An 18,427-nucleotide genomic window follows, 5' to 3' on the forward strand; every position below is an offset into this window, starting at 1 on the left:
CGGCACCGGACGGCCGGCCCGCCGCATTCCGGCGATGACGAGCGCACCGGTCAGCGCCACGCCCGCACCCAGGCGCGACCGCGGTGCGGACCCACGGCGGGATCCGGCCGGTGCCGGCCCGCTTCCCCGACCTGCTCCAGCGCTCTGGTCCAGCGCTTCGCTCTAGCGCTCCAGGATCGCGACGACGCCCTGGCCGCCGGCGGCGCAGATGGAGATCAGCCCGCGGCCGGAACCCTTCTCCGCGAGCTGCTTGGCGAGGGACGCGACGATGCGGCCGCCGGTCGCGGCGAACGGGTGCCCGGCCGCCAGGGAGGAGCCGTTGACGTTGAGCTTGGCGCGGTCGATGGAGCCGAGCGGCGCGTCCAGCCCCAGCTTCTCCTTGCAGAACTCCGGCGACTCCCACGCCGCCAGCGTCGCGAGCACCTGCGACGCGAACGCCTCGTGGATCTCGTAGTAGTCGAAGTCCTGCAGGGTCAGCCCGTTGCGGGCGAGCATCCGGGGCACCGCGTACGCGGGCGCCATCAGCAGCCCCTCGTCACCGTGCACGTAGTCGACCGCCGCGTTCTCCGCGTCCGCGAGGTAGGCCAGCACCGGCAGCGACCGGGCGGCCGCCCACTCCTCGGAGGCCAGCAGCACGGTCGAGGCGCCGTCGGTCAGCGGCGTCGAGTTGCCCGCCGTCATGGTCGCGCCCTCCGTGCCGTACACCGGCTTCAGCGTGGCGAGCTTCTCCAGACTGGAATCGGGACGCAGGTTCTGGTCGCGGGTCAGCCCCAGATAGGGCGTCAGAAGATCATCGAAGAAGCCGCGGTCGTACGCCGCCGCGAGCCGCTGATGCGAGGTCAGCGCCAGCTCGTCCTGCGCCGCCCGCCCGATGTTCCATTTCCGGGCGGTGATCGCCGCGTGCTCACCCATCGACAGGCCGGTACGCGGCTCGGCGTTGCGCGGCAGCTCCGGCTTGATCGCGTGCTGCGGGCGCAGTCTCGCCACGGCCTTGAGACGTGCCCCGAGGGTCCGGGCCCGGTTCAGCTCCAGCAGCGCCCGGCGCATATCCTCATTGACCTGCAGCGGAGCGTCCGATGTGGTGTCCACGCCACCGGCCACGCCGACGTCGATCCGGCCGAGCGCGATCTTGTCGGCGACGAGGATCGCCGCTTCCAGGCCGGTGCCGCAGGCCTGCTGGATGTCGTACGCCGGGGTCCGCGGGTCGAGCCGCGACCCGAGCACCACCTCGCGGGTCAGATTGAAGTCACGCGAGTGTTTGAGCACGGCGCCCGCCACCACCTCGCCGAGCCGCTCCCCGGCCAGTCCGAACCGGGCGATCAGCCCGTCCAGCGCGGCGGTCAGCATGTCCTGGTTCGACGCCTCGGCGTAGCGGCTGTTGGACCTGGCGAACGGAATCCGGTTCCCGCCCAGCACGGCCACACGGCGCACGGTCCCCACGGCTATCCTCCACATCGACGCACTGCTCTGTTACGCCCGGCTCGGTTACTCATCGGTAGGCTACTCCCATGGCTGACAGGTACGCGAACTTCGCCAACTCCGGTCTCGGCCGGACCGTGGTCAAGCGCCTCGGGCTGCCTGATCCGCCCCGCCTGCGGCGGCACCGGCCCGGCGATCCGCTGGTCAGCGGCCCGGTGCTGGTCGGCGCGGCGCCCGGCGGGCGGCTCTCCGAGCCGGTCGGCAAGTCGCTGGAGGCAGCGGGCGTCCCGGTCACTTCCCAGACCCCCGAGGGTGTACGGGTGAGCGCCCTCCTCTTCGACGCCACCGGCATCGCCGACTCCGGTCAGCTGCGGGCCCTCTACGACTTCTTCCACCCGTACGCCCGCTCGCTGGAGACCTCGGGCCGGGTCATCGTGCTCGGCACGCCTCCCGAGAGCACCGCGTCGCCGGCCGAGGCGACCGCGCAGCGGAGCCTGGAAGGGCTGACCCGCAGCATCGGCAAGGAGTTCGGGCACGGGACGACCGCGCAGCTGGTCTACGTCGCGCCCGGCGGGGAGACCGCTGTGGAGTCGACGTTGCGGTTCCTGCTCAGCGGCCGCTCCGCCTACGTGTCCGGCCAGGTCATCCGGGTCGGCGCCGGCCACGCGGACACCCCCACCGACTGGGAGCGCCCGCTCGACGGCAAACTCGCCCTGGTCACCGGCGCGGCCCGGGGCATCGGCGCGGCCATCGCCCGGGTGCTGGCCCGCGACGGCGCCGAGGTGATCGCCCTGGACGTGCCGGCCGCCGGCGACGCCCTCGCCGACGTGGCGAACTCGACCCGCGGCCGGGCCCTGCAACTCGACCTCACCGCCGAGGACTCTGCGTCACGCCTGGCCGGGTACCTGGCCGCCGGACCGCACGCCGGCGTCGACATCGTCGTGCACAACGCCGGGATCACCCGCGACAAGACGATCGCCCGGATGTCGGCGGACCGGTGGGACGCGGTGCTCGGCGTCAACCTGACCGCCCCGGAACGGGTCAACGAGGTGCTCCTGGACCGCGGGCTGATCCCGTCCGGCGGACGGATCATCGGGGTCGCGTCGATCGCCGGCATCGCCGGGAACCGCGGCCAGACCAACTACGCCACCAGCAAGGCCGGGGTGATCGGCCTGGTCCACTCGTACGCCCCGCTGCTCCTCGACCGCGGCATCACGATCAACGCGGTCGCGCCCGGCTTCATCGAGACGGCGATGACCGCCAAGATGCCGCTCGGACTGCGCGAGGCCGGCCGGCGACTGAACAGCATGTCCCAGGGCGGACTGCCGATCGACGTGGCCGAGACGATCGCCTGGTTCGCCTCACCCGGCTCGGCGACGATCACGGGCAACGTGGTCCGCGTCTGCGGTCAGAGCCTGCTGGGAGCCTGACATGGTCGCGGTGGTCGAGCTGAGCTCCGGGCCCGGCACCACGGCGGCGTACGCCCGGGCCGCCCTCGGCCTGCTCCCCGGCCTGCGCCGCGGCGGGCCACTCCCGGACGTCGAGGTGCTGCACCGGGGCGTCACGGTGGATCGGGGGCATCTGGCGGCGTACGACCGGGTCTGCGGTTTCCGCCTCACCGACACCCTGCCCGCCACCTATCCGCAGGTCCTGGCGTTCCCGCTGACCATGCGCCTGCTGACCGCCCCGGACTTCCCGCTGCCGCTGATCGGCCTGGTCCACATCGCCAACCGGATCACCGTCCGCCACCCGATCCCGTCCGGCGCCACCCTGGACATCTCCATCCGCGCCCTGAACCTGCGCGACCACCCCCGCGGCCGCCAGTTCGACGTCCTCACCACCGTCTCGTTCGACGGCGCCGAGGCCTGGCGCAGCACCGCCACCTACCTGCGCCTCGGCCCCGGCCCCGCACCGGAGTCGCCGGGCGACATCCCGTCTGCCGCTTCCCCGCCCGGCATCACCTCGGCTGCCGCTTCCGAGCCCGGCACCAACCCGCCCGGCGGCACCCCGGCCGGTGTCATCCCGTCCGGCGTCACTCCGCCCGGTGCCACTCCGTCCGGCGCTACTCCGTCCGGCGTCATTCCGCCCGGTGCCACTCCGTCCGGCGTCACTCCGCCCGGGGCCGCTCGGCGCGGTGCCGCTCCGTCTCCTGGTTACGGACCCGGCGCCGCCTCGTCTGCCGCTCCGTCGTCCCCCGGCACCCTGCCGGCGCATCCGTCGCCAGGCGCAGACGGCTCCCGGACCACCGGCGGCCACGAGATGGTCGCGTCCCCGGCCACCGGCAGCGTGTGGCGGGTTCCCGCCCGTGTGGGCACCGACTACGCCGCCGTCTCCGGCGACCGCAACCCCATCCACACGTCCCGGCTCGGCGCCCGCCTGTTCGGTTATCCCCGCCCGATCGCGCACGGCATGTGGACCAAGGCTCGCGCCCTGGCCGCTCTGGAGGGCCGCCTCCCCGACACCAGCACTATCGATGTCACCTTCAAGAAGCCCCTGCTGCTCCCGTGCCGAGCCGAGTTCCACGCCACCCGCACCCCCTCCGGCTGGGACTTCAGCGTCCACTCCGCCCACCCTCACCTGACCGGCTCCATCGTGGCCATCTGAGGGTTCCGATCGCCGCCGACGGCCCGTCTCACCTGGCCGACTCCATCTCGGCTACCCCAGACCCCATCGCCGCCTACAACCCCACCCCACCTAGCCAACTCCAGCCCAGCTACCCCGAGCCCCATCGTCGCCCCCAACCCGACCCCACCTAGCCAACTCCATCGCCACCGCCTGAGGGGTATATCGCTGTCGTCGACGAGGCAGTGCTCTTGGATCCACCGCAGACATCGAGTTTCCCGGAAGCCCCTGCTCGGCCAGGGTGCTGAGCGAGTAGACACGGCAGCCGGAGGGGCCGCCTTCTCCACGGTGATCGGAAGCCGCGCGTCGTGTAGGCCCGGTTGCCACATCCACAGGGCGACCGGCACCGTGTCACCTGTATCGCCTGATAGCGGACGGCATTGGCCATGGCCGCGAAAGTTGCAGAACCCAGCGATCCCCTCCTGCGGCACCGGCCGAGACGCGGCCGATCGTGACCGGCCTCCCGCCCGGCGGCCTCATCGGCCCCACCGCAATGCCGGGCGGCAGCGCACGGAACCTGGCGGGACACCCGGCAGGCCGCAGCCCAGGCAAGGCGAGGGGCACGGGCGCTTGCGTCTTCGCAAACGCGGGTCGATGAACAGGTAGGCGAGGTCGGCTGGGGTGCTGATGGTCTGCGGCCCTCGCTAGATGTGATGCCTACGGACGTCGATCGAGAAAGCGCGGCCACTCGATCTGAAGATCATGGCCTGGATCGGTGAACGATGGAGGCCTCCAGCGAGGCAGTGGAGTTGTCGAGAAACCACAGATCAGCACCGGAGGCCTTCATGTCCCACGCCAACGCCGCGTCGACCCCACGGGCGGCGATTGCGGCTGGCGCGTCTCATCGCGGATCACGGCTGATCACCCGCACGAGCCCCCGAACGCTCCGACGTGTCCTGGCGCATCGCCGCGGATGGGCAGCAACCTGATCTGGGGTTGCTCGACCGGTCCGGCCGCTTCGTTTGTAGACGCTCCCGATCATGATGGCGAATCCCCCAGTCCGGGTGCCAGCTCGTTCAAAGGCGGCGTCACGTCCCTCCAGGCGGCACGTATGCCGGGACAGCACGTTCGACGGGGCGGCACGCGCACTGCGGGTGTCACGTTCGACGGTGATCGGGTGTCACGTTCGACGGTGATATTGGTTGCGTCGGGGGAGCCGGTTCGCGTCGAGCCAGGACGGTGGGAGGAACTCGGGCAGGCCGTCGGCGGCGATGTGGATCTCCCAGCCGGCGCCCGCATGGATCAGGCGGTGGTGGTGACCGCACAGCAGAACCAGGTTGCCCAGATCCGTCGGGCCGTCGTCGGCCCAACTGATCACATGGTGGGCGTCGCACCAGCGCGGCGGCCGGTCGCAGCCCGGGAACGCGCAGCCCCTGTCCCGGACCGTCAGGGCGCGGCGCAGGGAACCGGTGGCGGTGCGGCGGGTGCGGCCGGCGTCGAGGATCTGGCCCGCGCCGTTGAGGACGACCGGCAGGATCCGGGCGTCACAGCCCAGCCGTCGCACGGTCTCGGCGGACACCGGCTCCCCGGAATCCAGCACGCCGGCGCCGAGTGCCGCACGGAGCGGGTCGAAGGCGACGGTGACGGCGATCTGCGGCCGGTCACCCCCGTTGTCCGGCAGTGGTCCACCGGTCAGCACCAGCCGGCACACCTCGACCAGCGCATCGGCTCGGCGCTGCCCCGGCGTGCGGGCCTCGCCGGTTGCGGCCATTTCGGCGGCGACCGTGTCGGGTTTGCACAGCGGGTCGAGGGCGGCGGCGACGATCGCGGCGGCCTCACTGTCGAGGATGCCGCTGACCCGGACGCGGCCGTCACCGACCGCCGTCAGTGTCAGGTACCGCTGCTGGTGGGCATCGCGTTCGCTGTCCCGCAGACGGCGTTCCTCGATCGCTTCGGCGACCTCAGGGGCGACGTGGTCGAGGATGCGGCGGCCCATGGCGCGCAGACCACCGGGGTCCAGGTGCGGCGCCCATCCGGCCAGGGCCGCCGCCGCGTCGGTGCGGATGGTCGGGCCGATGTCTTTCGGCAACTCGGCCAGGGCGTTGGTGATCGCGGTGAGTTGCTCGACGTTGACCTTCCCCGCAGCCAGTGCCGCATTCACGTCGTCGTGCCGGTCGACGGTGGTGGCCTGGTTGAGGAGCCGGGTGGCGGCGCGGGGGCTGATCCGGAGCCGGTCGCGGAACCAGAGTCTCGGTGACGGGGCGTGTTCGGCGGCCGGGATGCCCCGGGCTCGAACCTCGTCGACGGCGTGCAGCAGCGCGGCCTGCAACATCTGCTGGGCCTGATGCACACCGTCGAGGAAGTCGAGCAGATCGGCCTGCGGCAACGGGCTCACACGCCACGTGGCGCACTGAGCCGCGAGGTCGGTGAGCTGCCGCATCGTCTCCTGCATGAACCCATTCTCGAACATGCGTACGACAAGAATTCCGCCCCGCGGTGACGATCCACGCCAATCAGCCCGCTGCTCACAAACGGACAAACCGACTCGCCACATGGCTGCCCACGAGCTATTGCCTCGCCTTGAACGTCGGCCGTGCAATCCGTCGGTTCTGCACGTTCGAGCCTCCGCTGCTTGTGGGAGGTAATGCTGGTGGACCGACGCCCGGAAATTCTCGGGCGAGCGCTGTCGATGCCGGAAGGCCAGCGGCTGCAGCGCATCACTGGCGCCAGGAAGGACCCGGTCGAAATCACGCCGGGCGATCGTGGTGCCGATGTCGGCGCAGGCCAGCGGGCCGCGGACGTTGCACCCTTGCTCAAGGCCCCGGCCACTACGGGCGGAATGATTCGCACGTTCAACGAGCGTGGGGTTCGACGCGCTGGACCCGAAATGGGGCGCGGCAGACCGAACAAGATCAGTGAGCATGTCCGTGACTGGACCTGCGTGATCGCCCGGTGTGACCCCCGATTCCTCGGCCTGCCGTTCTCCTGCTGGTCACTGGCCGAGCTGCGGGACCATCGCTCGCCACCGGCCGGGTGGCCGCGATCAGGGTCGAGACCGTACGGCGGATCCTGCATGAACGCGGCGTGCGGCGGCAGTAGACCGAGACTCGGAAGGGCCGCGACAAGCCGCAGCTCACCGCCGAGACGCGCAGGATCCCGGACTTTTACGGCCATCGTCCACCGTCGTCCGGGTGATCTGTGTCGATGAACTCGGGCCGCTGAACCTGCAACCGCGGTACGGCAAGGCCTGGAACCGGTAGGTGAGCTGGTTCGGCGGCGGGCCACCTGCCACGGCGATCACGGCGTTCGGCACATGATCGCCAGCCTCGACCTGGCCACCGGCCGCATCCACTAACGGGTCCGAGACCGGAAACGCTCGGCCGAGTTCCTCGTCCTCCTCGAAGATCCGCCACCTGGCTCACCCCTCAAGGCCGCATGACGAGGCACTTGCCGGCACTGACGGGCTCGAGCGGAACTCTGCACGGGTCGGGTCGATCGGCAGGTCGGGTCGATCGGCAGGTCGGGTCGATCGGCAGGTCGGGTCGATCGGCAGGTCGGCACGAGGGCCGATCAGAAGCGCGGCACAGGGAGACGCGCGGGGAGCCAGACCACCGGTCCTTCGCGGCCCGCGGTTCATCTCATGCACCGGCGCGGCCGGGAAGCGTGCGGGCCGGCGGGAATTCACCGTACGGCTCGGGTGCTCTCGCCTGTTCGGATCGAACGTCCGTGGAACGCGCGCCACGCCGATCTTCGTGCGGTCCGCTGCCTCCGCGCCGCCATAGCATCCCGGCACACGCGGTGCGGGGAACGGGGTTCGGCATGGCGAGATCGATCGACGACTTCTATTCGGATGCTGCGCGTGGGCGCGACGCGTTCCGGTTCGATCATGAGAACGACGACCCGGCCGAACTCGGCGGGGACTACTGGGACCTGGTCACGCACCGGTCCGGTGGCGGCGGGGAGGGGCGTCCACCGGTCACCCGTCGTACGGCCAGCGGCCGGACCTCGGCCGGCCACGGCAAACCGGCAGCCACACCACGGCAGGGAGCGGTGCCGGCCCAGAAGACGACGGCGCCGACCCGGAAATCCGCGGCACCCGCCCAGAAGGCGGTGCCCGGAGCGCCGGGCCGGGCTGGAGCCGGCCGGGCTGACCGAGACGGGGCTGACCGGGGCGGGAGGACTAGCAGAGGCGGGGCTGACCGGGGCGGGGCGGGCAGGAGCACCGACCTCCTCCTCGCCGTACAGGTGCTCCGGGTCGTCACGCCGGGCCTGCGGGCGGCGAACATGTGCAAGTACCTGAGGAAGTGCGGCTGGCCGGCCATCGAACCGGCTGCCGTGGAGCGCGTCCTGACCGGCCTCCCCGGCACCACCGCGCCACCGGACGCGCCGAATCTCGCGCTCGCGGTACGGGTGGCGCAAGCCGTCCTCCCCTGGATGAAGGCGCCGACTCTGACCGGCCATCTGGCGACCCTGGGATGGCGGACGGTGACCGTGCGGCAGGTCGAGGGGGCGCTGGCCGGGAACCGCCCCCAGACCTCCACCCCGAGATCGGGCGCCCGGGTCGCCGCGCCCAGGAAGCCCGCGCCCGCAAAGCTAGCGCCCACGAAGCCCACGCCCGCGAAGGCCGCGCCCACGAAGCCCACGCCCGCAAAGCCCACGCCCGCGAAGGCCGCGCCCACGAAGCCCGCTCCGCGCCGGCGACCAGAACCACCACGGTCCGGATTCGCCGAGCCGGCGCGGAGGAACGCCGCCGAACGGCGGAGTCCGCAGCCCCGGCGGCAGACCGCGGAGACCTGTCCGTCGTGTGGTGTCGCGATCTCCGTCATCGGCGCCTGCCGGTGCTCCTGACGCCGGGCCGGCCGGCGGATCGATCGATGACGGTTGTCAGAGTGATTACCCGCTCGTAAGGTTACCGGCGAGTTAACCTGCTGGCGGAGAGGCTGTCCGACGTGGAGTTCTGGCTCGATCTCAATGATGAACAGCGTGAGCTGCGGGACTGGGTGCACGGGTTCGCCGAGTCGGTGATCCGGCCGGCGGCGGCGGAGTGGGATGAGCGGGAGGAGACTCCCTGGCCGGTTCTGCAGGAGGCGGCGAAGATCGGGCTGTACGGGTTCGAGTTCCTCGCCAACACCTGGTCGGACCAGTCGGGGCTGAGTCTGCCGATCGCCAACGAGGAGATGTTCTGGGGTGACGGCGGGATCGGCATGGCGCTGTCCGGCACGTCGCTCGCGGTGGCGGCGATCTTCGGGTCGGGGACGCCGGATCAGCTGGTCGAGTGGGTGCCGCAGTGTTTCGGCGACGCCGACGATCCGAAGGTGGCGGCGTTCTGCAGCACCGAGCCGGAGGCCGGGTCGGATGTGGCGGCGATGCGGACCCGGGCGGTCTATCACGAGGCGACCGACGAGTGGGTGATCAGCGGTCAGAAGGCGTACGCGACCAACGGCGGTATCGCGAACGTGCACGTGGTGACGGCGAGCGTGGAGCCGGAGCTGGGTTCGCGGGGGCAGGCGGCGTTCGTCGTGCCGCCGGGGACGAAGGGCCTGGCCGGCACGAGGAAGCTGAAGAAGCTGGGGTTGCGGGCCTCGCACACCGCTGACGTGTTCCTCGACGACGTGCGGGTGCCGGGAAGCTGTCTGCTGGGCGGCAAGGAGGCTCTGGACAAGCGGCTGGCCCGGGCCCGGGAGGGGCAGCGCCGGTCGGGGCAGGCGGCGATGCGGACGTTCGAGCTGTCCCGGCCCGCGGTGGGCGCGCAGGCGATCGGCATCGCCCGGGCGGCGTACGAGTACGCGCTGGAGTACGCGAAGACCCGGGTCCAGTTCGGCCGGCCGATCATCGAGAACCAGGCGGTCGCGTTCGCGCTCGCCGACATGCGGATGGAGCTCGACGCGGCGCGGCTGCTGGTGTGGCGGGCGGCGTGGATGGGCCGTAACGACAAGGCGTTCACGGCCGGCGAGGGTTCGATGTCGAAGCTGAAGGCCGGTGAGGTGGCGGTCACGGTCACCGAGAAGGCGGTGCAGATCCTCGGCGGGGCCGGCTATCTGCGGGAGCACCCGGTGGAGCGGATGTTCCGGGACGCCAAGATCTACACGATCTTCGAGGGTACGTCGGAGATCCAGCGCCTGGTCATCGCCCGTGCCATCTCCGGCGTGCAGATCCGCTGATGGACGCGTTCTTCGTCGCGGTGACGATGGCGAGGCGGGGGCTGCTCACGCCCGGGGCGCCGTGGCGGGTGGCGCGGCAGTTCGGTGCGCTGGGCCGGTGGGGGTTCGGGCTGGCCGGCGAGCTGCGGCAGGCGGCGGCGCGCAGCCCGGAGCGGGTCGCGGTGATCGACGACGATCGGGAGGTGACGTACGCCCGGCTCCTCGCCCGCGCCGAACGGCTGGCGACGGCACTGCCCGTGAACGCCGGTGACCGGGTCGGGCTGCTGTGCCGTAACTCGGCCCGGATGATCGAGGCCCTGATCGGTGTGACGTCGAAGGGCGCCGACCCGGTCCTGATCAACACCGGGTTGTCGGCGCACCAGCTGGAGACGGTGGCCGAGGAGCAGGATCTGACCGCGCTGATCCACGACGACGAGTTCACCGGCCGGCTGGCCAGGGTTCCCGGCACGCTCGACGAGCGGCGGGTGGAGGAGCTGATCGCGTCGGCGCGGCGAGCACGATCGGAGCCGCCGGTTCGCCCGGGTCGTACCGTCGTGCTGACCTCCGGAACCACCGGCATGCCGAAGGGCGCCCGCCGCCCCACGCCGGGCGGCTTCCGCCCGCTCTGCTCGATGATCGACCGGATCCCGTTGCGGGCGGGTGAGCGGATCCTGATCGCCGCGCCGCTGTTCCACACCTGGGGTTTCGCCGGGTTGCAGATCGCGCTCGCGCTGCGGGCCACGATCGTGCTGCGGCGGCGCTTCGATCCGGCGGCGGTGCACGAGACGCTGGTGGAGAAGCGGATCGGCGCGCTGATCGCCGTACCGGTGATGGTCCAGCAGTTGATGGAGCTGCGACCGCGAGCGAAGCCGCCGGCCCTGCGGATCGCCGCGGTGAGCGGCTCGGCGTTGCCGGGTGGCCTGGCCACCAGGTTCATGGACCGATACGGCGACGTGCTCTACAACCTGTACGGCTCGACCGAGGCCTCGTGGGTCTCCATCGCCACCCCCGCCGACCTGCGCGAGGCCCCGACGACCGCGGGCCGCCCGCCGCACGGCACCCACCTGACGGTCCTGGGCGACGACGATCAGCCGGTGCCGCCGGGCACGACCGGCCGGATCGTGGTCGGCAACGAGATGCTCTTCGAGGGCTACACCGGGCAGGAGCAGGCGAGCCACCGGACGGTGGAGCTCGGCGACCTCGGGCACCTCGACGACCGAGGGCGGCTGTACGTCGACGGCAGAGCGGACGACATGATCGTCTCCGGTGGGGAGAACGTCTTCCCCGCCGAGGTCGAGGACCTGCTCGCCGCCCTCCCTCAGGTTCGCGAGGTCGCGGTGATCGGCGTCCCGGACGACGACTGGGGTCAGCGGCTGGCCGCCTACCTGGTGCTGCGCCCCGGCGAGCGGCTCGATCCGGAGGCCGTCCGCGAGCATGTGCGCCGGCACCGGGCGCGGTTCTCCGTACCCCGCGATGTGGTCTTCCTGGAGGAGCTGCCCCGCAACGCGACCGGCAAGATCCTGGCCCGCGAGTTACCGAGGCCCGCGGCGGGGTAACCGCCGGTCATGCCTGAACGTTTCGACAGCTACGACCGGGTCGCGATCGTCACCGGCTCGGACTCCGGGATCGGGGAGGCCATCGCGGTCGCGCTGGCCGGCGCCGGGTTCGACGTGGGCGTCACCTTCCGGTCCGACCGGGACGGGGCCGAACAGACCGCGGAGAAGGTACGGGCCGCCGGCCGCCGCTGCGCCGTCCGGCAGCTCGACCTGTCCCGCCTGCCGGAGGCGGCGACCGTGATCGACGACCTCGCCGACGAGCTCGGCGGCCTCGGCGTGCTGGTCAACTGCGCCGGGACCGGGATCGCCACCCCGGTCGTCGACACCGGCTGGGATGAGTGGCGGCAGGTCCTCGCCGTCGACCTGGACGGCCCGTTCCTGTGTTCGCAGCGCGCCGCCCGCCGCATGATCGCCGCCCGCCGCGGTGGCCGGATCATCAACATCACCAGCGTGCACGAGCACGCGCCGCGGGTCGGCTCGGGCGCCTACTGCGCGGCCAAGGGTGGCCTGGGGCTGCTCACCAAGGTGATGGCGCAGGAGGTGGCGGCGGCCGGGATCACCGTGAACGCGGTCGCGCCGGGCGAGATCGCGACCCCGATGACCGGCAACGAGGACGTGGACCCGTTCACCGTGGACCGCCCCGGCGTTCCGGTCGGCCGGCCCGGCGACGCCAACGAGGTGGCCGCGGTGGTGGCGCTGCTCGCCTCGCCGGCGGCGGCGTACGTCACCGGCGCCTCCTGGGTGGTCGACGGCGGGATGCTGCTGATGGGGCCGCAGGCGGGCTCGCACCTGCGTACCGGCGAGTGGCGCAACGGCTGACCGGGAGTTTTCCTGCCCCCTGCACCATCCTGGCGCCCCGGGTGGACCGGCCGCATCCGCAGTGGTCGGGTGGTCTATGCGGTTGCTGCGGGGTGACGCGTTCGACGGGCTGTTCCGGTCCTTCGAGCGGACCGCGTTCCACCTGGAGATCCGGGACGTCCACCACAGCCCGGAGGAGGCGGCGCCGTTCCAGCGGCCGTGGCTGGAGCTGGTCCGCGACCTCACCGACTCCGGCCGCAGCGTCCGGCGGCTGCGGGTGATCCCGGTGCCGCACCCGGACCACACCCGGTGGCTGCTGAGCACCGCCGGGGCGAACGTCGAGGCCGGTGAGGAGATCCGCTGGCTGCCCCGGCCGGCGGCGGAGCCGGGTGGCGCCGCCGACGACTTCCGGCGCGACGACTTCTGGCTGTTCGACGACCGGCGGGTGGTGTTCGTCCTGTTCACGCCGGCCGGGGTGTTCGCCGGCGGCGCGGTCACCGAGGATCCGGGGATCGTCCGGCACTGCGTGCGGGCCCGGACCACCCTGTGGGCGGCCGGGGTCCCGCACGACGACTACGTCAAGGCGTGACCGGCATCAGAGCCGGACCGGGTCGTACGTGGCACGGCGCGGCAGCGTGGCCGGGTCGGGCAGATCGAGCAGGTCGTTCTCCGGCGCCGCGATCAGGCCGTTGCGGTGCGCGATCAGCCGGTCGGCCTCCACCAGGTCGTCGAGCATCGCGGCGAGCCGGGCCGCGCCGGTCCGGCTGCCGCTCCAGCCGAACAGCCGGCCGGCCGCCGCCAGCAGGTCCTCCCCCTCGACCAGGCCGGCGTCCAGCACCAGGTATTCCAGGGCCAGCTGGAGTTCGGCGTCGGCGACCTGGTCGGGTTTGCGGGTCACCCCGTCGCCGGGCACCCGGACCGCCGGGATCGGCGCGTCGGCGGCGGTCACGAACGTGCCGTCGAACCCGGCGCGGGACGACCGGATCGCCGTCTCGATCGCGGCCTTCACCTGCTGGGTGAGGCGGCTCAGGCCCCACGCCTCGCGGATCCGCCGGGTCAGCACCCCGACGTGGACCGGGCCCTCCACCTCGGCGATCTGCTCGACCGTGCGGATCAGCAGCCGCCGGGCCACCTCGTCGTCGAAGCGCGCGGCGGCGGGCAGCGGCGCGACCACGGCACGCTCGTAGGGCAGCGCCCACTCGGGCAGCTGCGCCGGGCGTACGGTGAGCGTCTCGTCCGGGATCTCGGCGAACACGTCCGGGGTGGCCAGGGCGTTCTCGACGGCGACCCGGAGCCGGGCCTCCTGCGCGGACCGGTCGGTGTGCCAGGCGACGCTCCACATCCGGTGCAGGTGCCAGCCGAGACCGGCGAGGACCTGGTCCTGGAGGCGGTCGCGGTCCCGGGCGTTGTCCTCGCCGGGGCCGTCGAAGAGGACCCCGAGGACGTACGCGCCCGCGTTGCGCACCCCGATCCCGAACCGCACCGGCTCGGCCGGGATGCCCCAGGAGTCCAGGGCCGCCAGCACCGACTGCTCGATCGGGGACGGTTCCCGGGCGTCGCCGGGCAGCACCCCGTGCTCGGCGAAGTCCAGGTAGGCGGCCAGCCGCCGCTCGCCCTCCCCGCCCGGCTCCTCCCGGTCCGCGGCGCTGATCGCGGAGACCACCTCGACCCGCTGCCGGGCCCGGGTGATCGCCACGTCGAGCCGCCGGGCGCCGGTCGGGCCGCCGGCCGCGCCCAGGTCGGCGCCGGTGGACAGGATGATCACGTCGCGTTCGTCGCCCTGCGCCGCGTCGGCGCCCTCGACCACGAAGTCGCCGAGGAATCCCTCCAGGTCCGGGCGGCCGGCCAGGGTGACCTCGACCGCGTCGGCGATCTCGTCGGCGTGGGCGGCGGTCAGCGTGACCACCCCGAGCGACAGCGACGGCCGGGTGGTGAGGTGGTGCAGGACCCGTTCGGCGACCTGCCGGGCCTCGGCGTCCGGCGCCGCCGCGTACAGCTCGACGCCGAGGTCCGGGCCGGCCGGGTGCGCGGTCGGGAAGGTGACCAGCCGGTTCTGGTAGAAGGCCTGGTTGGCGAAGGCGATCAGGCTCTCGTGGCGGCTGCGGTAGTGGTTGGTCAGCGCCAGCCGGGTGAACGCGCCGCAGTCGTTCGCGACCACCAGCACCGACGGCTGATCGCCGGCCGGTGGCAGCTGCGCGTCGTCGCCGACGATCACCAGGGACGTGCCGCGGTAGGCGCAGGCGGCCGCGGCGGCCGGGGCCATCCGGGACGCCTCGTCGATCACCACGACGTCGAAGACGGCCTGGTCCGGCAGCAGGCGGCTGACCGCGGCCGGGGGCATGAGCATGCACGGTTTGAGGGCGGCGACGGTGTCCCAGGCGGCGGCGAGCTGGTCGCGTACCGGGAGGTGCCCGTCGGGTTTCCCGCCCTCGGCGCGGATCTGGGCCGGGCCGCCGCCGTCGGTGACCACCGGGCGGCGGGCGTTGAGCGCCTCGATCACCCGGCCGGCCGCGTCGGGCAGCAGTTCGGCGTCGAGACGGCGGAACTCGGCGGCCAGCTCGTCGCGTTCGGCCGCGGCCAGGGGGTGCAGCCGCTCGTCCTCGGCGAGGATCCGGTCGATCCAGGCCCGGTAGGCGGTCCGTTCCAGGACGTCGCCGAGCCGTTCCACGTCGACGCTGTGGTCGGCGCAGTAGTCGACGACGGTGTCCAGCCCGTATTCGGCGAGGACTCCGCGGGCGGCCAGGTAGTCGAACCACTCGCGCTGCCCGGACTCGTCGTCGAGCAGGTCGCGCAGCAGGTCACGGGCGGTCTCGTAGCGGTCCAGGGCGGTGCCGAGGCGGACCTGCCGGGCCGGGCCGAACGCGTCCAGGATCCGTTGCCGGGCGTCCTGCCAGGCCTCGATGGCCGGCGTCAGGTCGGGGGCCGGGCGGCCGGCGGTCATCGCCGCCGCCTGCTCGTGGTTGAGGGCGGCGTCGGTGCCGGTGCGCAGGGTACGGGTGTGCGCCGTCCACTCGATGGCGTCCTCGATGGCCCGCAGGTCGGTCTGCTTGCCCTGGAACACCGGGCCGAGGGTGGTCTCGTAGGAGTGGGTGGCCGCGGCGAACGCGTGCTCGGCGTCGAGCATTCCCTGCCGGACCTCGATCACCCCGGCGGCCTCGGCCACGTTGAGGTCACGCCCGACCGCGTCGCCGAGCTGCCGCAGCACCGCCGCGGTGTCGCGCAGCGGCGCGACCTGGGCGCGCATCCAGGCGACGGCGTGCTGCACCGGCCCGTGGCCGAGTTCCGGTCGGCCGGCGGCCTCGGGTTCCGGCCGCAGCGTGGACCGCCAGTGCCGGAACACGTCCCGGGCCTCGGTGACGGCCCGGTGCAGTTCGTCGGCGTTGCTGCGCTGGGGGCCGCAGACGTACTCGACGACCTGCGAGAGCGCCTCCGGCGGCGTCACCCGCAGCACCTCGGCGGCGGTCTGCAGGGCCCGCCCGATCGCCGGGAAGTCGGTGTCCAGCCGCTTCCAGTAGCGGCCGAGCAGCCCGGCGTGCTGCCGTTCGGCGGCGACCAGGCCCTCGTGGGCACGCCGCCAGCCGACGGCGAGCGGCAGTTCGGCGATCGCCTCGTCGACGGCGACGTCCGGCTGGATCAGCGCGGCCACCGTCTCCTTGTCACGCCGGTGCGGGGCGAGCAGTTTGCGGGCCCCGCGGTGCACGGTCGCGAAACGTTCGGCCAGTTCCTCGACCGGTTCGCGGAGCACCGCGTCGGTGAAGATCGCGCCGGCGGCGGTGCGGGCGGCGTTGGCGGCGTCGACGTGCAGGCGCAACGCCCCGGCGGCGGCGTGCACGGCCGACTGGGAGCCGGGCGCGAACCAGGCCGGCTCCGGCTTGTCCGGCCGGGCGCCGAGTTCGGCGATCAGGTGGACCAGTTCCACGTCGGAGAACGTGATCACGTCGGGCAGGCCGAGCCGGCTGGTCGCCCGGTCCAGGTTGCGCTGCTGGTGCTCGAGCTCGTCGGCGTCCGCGGCGAACCGCCCGGAGAGCGCCTTGGCCTCGGCCGCGGTGAGCGGTTCGAGACGCACGGCGGGCGGGTCGAGGCGCGGCGGCTCGGGCAGGGTGTCGATGTCGAGCGGGGCGGCGAGGACCTCCCCGGCGACGCCGGCCCGGTGGCGGACCGCGTCGGCGGCCCGGCGGCTCACCTCGAGGCGCTGGGCCAGTTCCTCGGCGGCCAGCCGGATCGGGCGCAGGCTGGTCGCGGTGAGCCACTGGTCGGCGACGCCCGGCGGCCGCTGCGCGGCATGCTCGGAGATCTCGGAGAGCTGGGCGGCGTCGGTGGGCAGCCGCAGGTGGAAGGCGGCAGCGATGGGCGCGTTGATCGCGGCGGCCGCGGCCAGCGACTCCAGGGCGGACTGCGCGGCGGCGAGGGCCTCGGCGAGCGGTTCCGTCTCGGCGACCTCCCGCCAGCGGAAACCGCCGCGTTCCAGGGCGGGCCGCCAGGCGTGGGTGAGGCGGGCGGCGGCGTCGCGGATCCGGTCCAGGGCCTCGTCGGTCAGCGCGGCGGCGTGCAGGGCGGGCGCGGGCGCCTCCGGCACGTCCGCGAGCCGGGCGAACCGGCCGATGATCTCGTGCAGGGTGCGGCCGAGCGGTTCCCGCGGTTCGGTCAGGGCTCGGGCGTACGCGTTCAGCTGTTCCCGCCGCTCGCGCAGCAGCTCCCGGGCCGGCTCGTCCATGCCCGGCGCCGGAAGCGCCATCGCCTCCAGGGCCGCGGCGAGGGTGCCCGCGACCTGCTTGCGCGACGCCCGCGGCCCGTGCAGGTCCAGCAGGTAGTTCCCGAGGCCGGCCGCCGCGAGCCGCTGCGCGACGGTGTCCAGGGCGGTCGCCTTCTCGGAGACGAACAGCACCCGCTTGCCGGCGTGGGCCAGCGCCCCGATCATGTTCGCGATGGTCTGGGACTTGCCGGTGCCGGGCGGCCCGTCGACGACGAAACTGTGCCCCTCCAGGGCGGCCGCGACGCAGGCCCGCTGGGCGGCGTCGGCGTCCAGCACCAGCGGCACCTCGTCCGGCGGCGCGAGCACGTCGATCTCGTCACGGGCGACCGGTTCGAACGTGAACGCTCCCGGGGCGCTGTCGCTCTCGGCGAGGGCCCGGACGACCGGATGTGCCAGGACCCGGTCCTCGTTCTCGATCAGGTCCCGGCGGATCGCCTCGGCCGCCGGATCGAACCGGGCCAGGACCGCGGTTGCGGACGTACGCCATCCGGTCCGGCCCTCGACCGCCTGCCCGATCCGCGCGGTCAGATCGGCCACGTCGAGGCCGGCCAGGTCGCCGACCTCCGGCAGGATGACGCCGAGACCCCGGAGCCGGGCCGCCAGCGCCGGGTTGACCAGCGGATCGCCGGTGCCGGCCCGCAGCCGGGGCAGGTCACCGGGGCCGAGCGTGACGAGTTCGGCGGGGATCAGCAGGAGCGGGCTGGCGTACCCGCCGTCGGTGTCCTGCCAGTGCAGCAGACCGATCGCGACGTACAGCACGTCCACGCCGCGGTCGGCCTGCTCCTGCTGCGCGTGCCGCCGCAGCCGCCGCAGCAGCGGTTGCAGCACCCCGTCCGGCAGGTCGGCCCGCAGGCTCTTGCCGCCTCTGCGCGCGTTCTTGTCGCTCGTTCCGGACAGGGCGCAGTCCCGGCCGTGCCGCAGCGCCTCCACGACGCCGGCCGGATCGGGACTGACGATCTCGACCAGGTCGGAACCGCCTCGCGGCAGGTTGATGAGGCGGTTGGCGCCGCCGGTTCCGACGATCCCCTCGCGCCAGGCCGCGAGCGCCGCCCGGGCGTCGTCGCCCGGCCCGGTGTGTCCTTCAGCATCATCCGGCCGCATGTGCCCATTCCAGCAAGGCGACCGCACCCACGTAGCCGATTTGCCCGGTTGACCCTAAAACCATCACCACAAAGTTCGGACATATCGCCCTCTCTTCC

10 protein-coding genes are annotated in these 18,427 nt (G+C 73.0%); 7 read left to right on the top strand and 3 right to left on the bottom strand.

The genetic code is table 11. The features are described 5' to 3' along the window. Window positions 1-162: 162 nt before the first annotated feature. Window positions 163-1,440, bottom strand: coding sequence for an acetyl-CoA C-acetyltransferase (locus Aut01nite_RS31015; RefSeq protein ID WP_083999004.1), 1,278 nt, complete (start codon window positions 1,438-1,440; stop codon window positions 163-165). A 68-nt stretch (window positions 1,441-1,508) separates the two neighbouring features. Between Aut01nite_RS31015 and Aut01nite_RS31020 the strand changes: the two genes are divergently transcribed. Both Aut01nite_RS31020 and Aut01nite_RS31025 read left to right on the top strand, forming a co-directional pair. Then, window positions 1,509-2,849: a 3-oxoacyl-ACP reductase gene (locus Aut01nite_RS31020; RefSeq protein ID WP_043525236.1), complete on the top strand. Its 1,341-nt coding sequence runs from the start codon at window positions 1,509-1,511 to the stop codon at window positions 2,847-2,849. Window position 2,850: 1 nt separating this feature from the next. Then, complete coding sequence (locus Aut01nite_RS31025; RefSeq protein ID WP_043525235.1) at window positions 2,851-4,023, top strand: MaoC/PaaZ C-terminal domain-containing protein; 1,173 nt, start codon at window positions 2,851-2,853, stop codon at window positions 4,021-4,023. Between the two features lie 1,138 nt (window positions 4,024-5,161). Here Aut01nite_RS31025 and Aut01nite_RS31030 read toward each other — a convergent pair. Beyond that, window positions 5,162-6,451: an HNH endonuclease signature motif containing protein gene (locus tag Aut01nite_RS31030; RefSeq protein WP_052163747.1), complete on the bottom strand. Its 1,290-nt coding sequence runs from the start codon at window positions 6,449-6,451 to the stop codon at window positions 5,162-5,164. A gap of 1,349 nt (window positions 6,452-7,800) precedes the next feature. Between Aut01nite_RS31030 and Aut01nite_RS31035 the strand changes: the two genes are divergently transcribed. The 5 genes from Aut01nite_RS31035 to Aut01nite_RS31055 all read left to right on the top strand — a co-directional run bounded on the left by Aut01nite_RS31035 (window position 7,801) and on the right by Aut01nite_RS31055 (window position 13,064). Continuing rightward, the gene (locus Aut01nite_RS31035) at window positions 7,801-8,829 is read left to right on the top strand and encodes a hypothetical protein (protein ID WP_204037741.1); all 1,029 of its coding nucleotides are present in this window, start codon (window positions 7,801-7,803) and stop codon (window positions 8,827-8,829) included. A 101-nt stretch (window positions 8,830-8,930) separates the two neighbouring features. Continuing rightward, window positions 8,931-10,142, top strand: coding sequence for an acyl-CoA dehydrogenase family protein (locus tag Aut01nite_RS31040; RefSeq protein ID WP_043525232.1), 1,212 nt, complete (start codon window positions 8,931-8,933; stop codon window positions 10,140-10,142). Beyond that, window positions 10,142-11,677 (top strand): AMP-binding protein, encoded by a 1,536-nt coding sequence (locus Aut01nite_RS31045; protein ID WP_043525230.1) that lies wholly within the window; start codon window positions 10,142-10,144, stop codon window positions 11,675-11,677. Before Aut01nite_RS31040 ends, Aut01nite_RS31045 begins: the two co-directional genes overlap by 1 nt. Window positions 11,678-11,686: 9 nt before the next feature. Beyond that, window positions 11,687-12,496 carry an SDR family oxidoreductase gene (locus Aut01nite_RS31050; protein ID WP_052163746.1) on the top strand — a complete coding sequence of 270 codons (810 nt, stop codon included), beginning with the start codon at window positions 11,687-11,689 and terminating at the stop codon, window positions 12,494-12,496. A 76-nt stretch (window positions 12,497-12,572) separates the two neighbouring features. Then, window positions 12,573-13,064 carry a DUF6879 family protein gene (locus Aut01nite_RS31055; RefSeq protein ID WP_043525228.1) on the top strand — a complete coding sequence of 164 codons (492 nt, stop codon included), beginning with the start codon at window positions 12,573-12,575 and terminating at the stop codon, window positions 13,062-13,064. A 6-nt stretch (window positions 13,065-13,070) separates the two neighbouring features. On the opposite strand, the gene Aut01nite_RS31060 is transcribed toward Aut01nite_RS31055, so the two are convergent. Beyond that, window positions 13,071-18,329, bottom strand: a complete 5,259-nt coding sequence (locus Aut01nite_RS31060) for a DUF3320 domain-containing protein (protein ID WP_043525227.1) — start codon at window positions 18,327-18,329, stop codon at window positions 13,071-13,073. Window positions 18,330-18,427 lie beyond the last annotated feature (98 nt).

It is taken from the genome of Actinoplanes utahensis (assembly GCF_016862455.1).
GTDB lineage: Bacteria > Actinomycetota > Actinomycetes > Mycobacteriales > Micromonosporaceae > Actinoplanes > Actinoplanes utahensis.